Origin of the sequence: Sulfuricurvum sp. (genome assembly GCF_028710345.1) — a bacterium.
Classification (GTDB): domain Bacteria; phylum Campylobacterota; class Campylobacteria; order Campylobacterales; family Sulfurimonadaceae; genus Sulfuricurvum.
The window spans coordinates 1-3,964 of sequence record NZ_JAQTUH010000042.1; the positions used below are offsets into that span (position 1 = coordinate 1).

Consider the following 3,964-nt stretch of genomic DNA (forward strand, 5'->3'; position numbering starts at 1 on the left):
TATGTCTCCTTATGGTGTTCGCCCCTTATGGATGTGTTATACAGCACGACAGTCGTGTTGCAAAGAGCAAGGAACGCGCGGATTATACTAAAAATCCGCTTAATTTAAGTTTTGGTTATAAGATAGACTGGAGTTTCAGCAAGGCGGAAAGGAGTAGTGACTCTTGGTCTGGCGAGCCTGTTGATTTCATTTTGAGTTCGGTATCGAGGAGGAGATTAATCCCCCGTTTGTAACTCTCAGGGGAGATTTTGATTGAGAGGGCGGCACGCTCTTTTTCGATAAAACCGGGGAGTTTATATCCCAGTACGAGAGCCGAATCGGCAACACCATGGATTTTTATCGCGCTGTTAAAGAGATAGAGCTGTGTCAAAAAGCCGCTGATGGCGGTGAGGAGCTGTATCTCGTTTTCTCCCGATTCGAGGAGATGGCGAAGCGAGGGTAGGAACTCTTTTTTCTCGATGACGCGGGCGATGAAATGGTCGAGTTTGATTTCGCTTAGACCGAAAACATGTTCATCGATCTCTTTGATCCCGATCGGTTTGCCTAAAATGGAGAGTTTGGAGAGTTCGTTGCAGGCGAGGGCGAGGTCGTTATTGTGTATGTCGAGGAGATGCAACGCCGCTTGGTTATCGAGCTGAACACTCAAAGCTTGTGCCTCTTGCATCACGATGGCACGGGCTTCGGCGGCGAACGGGTGAAAGAAGCGAACCGATCCGGTGTGGGAGCCTTTGAACGCGGTGTCAGCACCTTTGAGATCTTCGCCGTAGTAGCAGTAGATAAAGGTGTTGTCGGTGTTTTTGCCGACGAGTTCGACAAGGGTATCGAGCTCAGCTTTGGGGAGCTTTTTTTCGTGTTTGACGATCAGGAGATTTTGATCACCGAATAATGAGCCTTGGGAGAGGTGGGCTTTGGCGGTATTGAAATCGTACTCATCATGATAGAGGCTCAGAACCGAGGCACCCTCAATCTGGGCAAGCCCGTGAGCGTAGCGGTCGATGAGAAAATGGCTTTCGCCGAACAGTGCCATGGCACGCGGAGCGCTGTTGTTTTGGAGATGGCGGTCGAGTTCTTGTCTATTCATACAATTATTCTCCTACGCCACGAAGCGAAGCTCCCTGTGGCTGCGCTAACGCTGAGTTCTCTTCGGCAGAGTGCCCATGCACGCTTGCGTGCATTTCATTTTCTTTGTCTATGTGGCGTACAAACGACGCGGTGATTTTGGCAGTAGCGAGGTTGGAACTCTCGATTTTAACGATGATGTCATCGAAGAGCATTAGTCCAAATTGTGAGTTAACGGCTACCTTGGCACCCGTAATGATGTCGTGAATTTCGGCGATAAATGGCTCTTCGGCGCGCATAATGCGTGCTTTGAACTCTTGACCGATGACGGTGGCCGCCCAACGGGCGAATTTGCGCTCATGGAATCGGATTTCGATGTCGCTCGCTTCGCGCTCTTTTTCACTGATCGAGGTACAGAGTGACTCGATATTACGAAGAACATACGACCCCTCTTCGGTGTCTCCCGCTTTGATCGCTTTTAGGAGGCGATGGACGATCAGATCGCTGTAACGGCGGATGGGGGAGGTGAAGTGGGTATAGCGAGCAAATCCCAATCCAAAGTGTCCCATGTTGTAGGGTGCATAACGTGCCTGCATCTGCGCGCGGATGATGAGGGTATCGACTTCACTGATGAGATCGCGCCGCTCTGCTTCGGCTTGGATGGCGGTGATCGTTTCTTTGATCGTCCCTTGGGACTCGACGAAAATTCCGATGCTGGCGAGTTCGGTATAGAGGCTTTGGAGCTTCATCGGGGAGGGGGATTCGTGGATACGAAAGACTCCCCTCTCGTACATCGATGCGGCGGCTTTGTTGGCAAGGAGCATACAATCCTCGATTAGGGCGTGGGAGGGGGTTTCGACGGCGAATTCGGTCGATACGATATTTTGCTCTTCATCGATCCGCATCTCCAACTCGCTGGAGCGGAAGTTGTACCCTTTTTTCATCCGCTCTGCTCGGAGTTTTTCGGTAAGCTCATTAAGTGCGGGAATATAGGCTAAAACTTTGGCCTCTTTTTCATTTTCGGCTTGGTGATTGCCTTCAAAAAATGCATCAATTTGCTCGTATGAAAAGCGACGGTGGGAGTGGATGATCGACTCGTAAAGATCATAGGAGTCCATCTCGTAGGTGGTGGGATCGATGTGCATCTCAAATGTGTAGGCGAGGCGATCAACATTTCCTTGCAACGAACAGAGTGTTTCGCTGAGTTCGCGCGGCAGCATCGGGATGGAGCGGTGGGGGAGGTAGATGGAGAAACTGCGGTAAATTGCCTCGGCATCGATCGCTCCGAAAGGGTGGACGTATTCGCTCACATCGGCGATAGCGACGTAGAGGGTGGAGGTTTCGGGAATGTAACAGATGGCGTCATCGTAGTCTTTTGCGGTGACGGGGTCGATGGTACAAAACGGCAAGTGGCGAAGGTCTCGACGATGAGGATACTGGGATGCATCGACCTCTTTGGGAAATTCGCGTGCCATGGCAAGTACGTCATCTTCGAACGCATCGTGTTTGTTGTAGAGGGCGAGGACGATTTTCTCATCCACTTTGGGGTCACTGAGATTTCCCAGAAATGCGGCAATGGTTCCGCTTTGGTTGTTGATCTGATAGAGTGACCCCTCAGCATTCTCAGGGAGATCGGTTAGAGCAAAACCTGCGGGATGGTCGGTGCGGATATCGTACAATCCCAAATATCCGTTTTTGGAACTGACGACAGCAACGCTGTAGGTTTCACTCCGTCCGGCGATCACAACGACTTTGGCTTGAGGGCCGCCGCGTCGTCCCAAAAGCCGCTGTGCGATGACCAAATCGCCGCTTTTCGCCCCCATGAGGTTATTGGTTTCGATAAAGTGGTCTCGGATACTCTCTCCCAGTGTTTGCAGATAGGCACCGCTCTCGGAAGCCAAAGAGACGATTCCTGCTCGGTATTGGGATGCAAATTGGTATTTGTTCTCTTCATGGGTGAGGAGTTTCATCCCAAACCAGTGTTGTACCGATTCGCGTTCGGTTTCTGCAATATCTTGGTCATAAAGACCGTGGGTAAGACGAATTAGGAGTGATTTCATGCAGATATTATAGTCTATATAAACTTCTATGTTAGAATAACTCCTCTAATTTTACAAAGGAACATAATAATGACACACGAAGCGATTTTAAACCAACTCGGATATGCACCCAATGAGGCGTTAAGTCTGCAACTCAGTCGTATCGAGGGTAATACTACAGGGTATGAAAAAATTATCAAACATATTTTGGATTTGCACGAAGCTCTGAAAACGGATGAATCGTATGTGGCGATGTCGAACAGTAACGACTATTTTAAGATCAAAATCGATGCGACGAGTGAAGTGAGTGCGGCGGACGCGATGGAGAAAATCAACCATTTCGTCGATAAATACAAAGTGAGTCTCCAAAAAGTGGACGGAAAACCGACCTATTATATTGTGGGATTTGCGGCGTAATGATCTATGGGTGAACGCCAATAACGGCGTTCATCTCTCTTTGAATAGCTATTATTTAATCTTGATTACAACTTTTCCTTTCGCATGTCCTCTTTGAACATAGGTTAAAGCATCGTTTGTAGCGTCAAAAGCAAAAACTTTGTCAACTACCGGACGAATACTCTCTGCGTCAATTAATGCAGCTATTTCGCCTAATTGGTTTCCGTTTGCTCTCATAAAAAGAAACCTATAATCGACATTCAAATTGTTTGCCTTTTTTCGTGCGGTATGACTTAATATTCTCATGATCATTTTTATAAACCATGATGATTTCATCTCATCGGCAAAATCGGGGTCTGGCGGACCTGATAATGAGACAAGTCTGCCTCCTTGTCTGAGGATTCCTAACGATGCATAAAGCTCATCAGCATTTTGAGAATTTAAAACCACGTCGTAATTTTTTAAGATGG

Annotated in this window: 4 protein-coding genes; 1 reads left to right on the forward strand and 3 read right to left on the reverse strand. The window is 48.2% G+C overall.

Translation table 11 applies throughout. The features are described 5' to 3' along the window. Positions 1-115 precede the first annotated feature (115 nt). Together holA and PHC76_RS14805 are read right to left on the reverse strand one after the other, a co-directional pair. Positions 116-1,081: a DNA polymerase III subunit delta gene (holA, locus tag PHC76_RS14800; RefSeq protein ID WP_300210743.1), complete on the reverse strand. Its 966-nt coding sequence runs from the start codon at positions 1,079-1,081 to the stop codon at positions 116-118. 4 nt (positions 1,082-1,085) lie between these two features. Further along, positions 1,086-3,119 carry a ribonuclease R family protein gene (locus PHC76_RS14805; RefSeq protein WP_300210745.1) on the reverse strand — a complete coding sequence of 678 codons (2,034 nt, stop codon included), beginning with the start codon at positions 3,117-3,119 and terminating at the stop codon, positions 1,086-1,088. 69 nt (positions 3,120-3,188) lie between these two features. Between PHC76_RS14805 and PHC76_RS14810 the strand changes: the two genes are divergently transcribed. After that, entirely contained in the window at positions 3,189-3,515 is a 327-nt protein-coding gene (locus PHC76_RS14810) for a hypothetical protein (protein ID WP_300210747.1), read from the forward strand. A gap of 51 nt (positions 3,516-3,566) precedes the next feature. Here the strand turns inward: PHC76_RS14810 and PHC76_RS14815 are convergent. Then, positions 3,567-3,964, reverse strand: a 398-nt coding sequence (locus tag PHC76_RS14815; RefSeq protein ID WP_300210748.1) for a zinc-binding dehydrogenase, incomplete at its 5' end; no start/stop codon positions are given.

Bases quoted from the DNA above. Each gene is read 5' to 3' on its own strand.
- PHC76_RS14805 (WP_300210745.1), bottom strand. From the start codon at position 3,119: ATGAAATCACTCCTAATTCGTCTTACCCACGGTCTTTATGACCAAGAT.
- PHC76_RS14810 (WP_300210747.1), top strand. From the start codon at position 3,189: ATGACACACGAAGCGATTTTAAACCAACTCGGATATGCACCCAATGAG.
- holA (WP_300210743.1), bottom strand. From the start codon at position 1,081: ATGAATAGACAAGAACTCGACCGCCATCTCCAAAACAACAGCGCTCCG.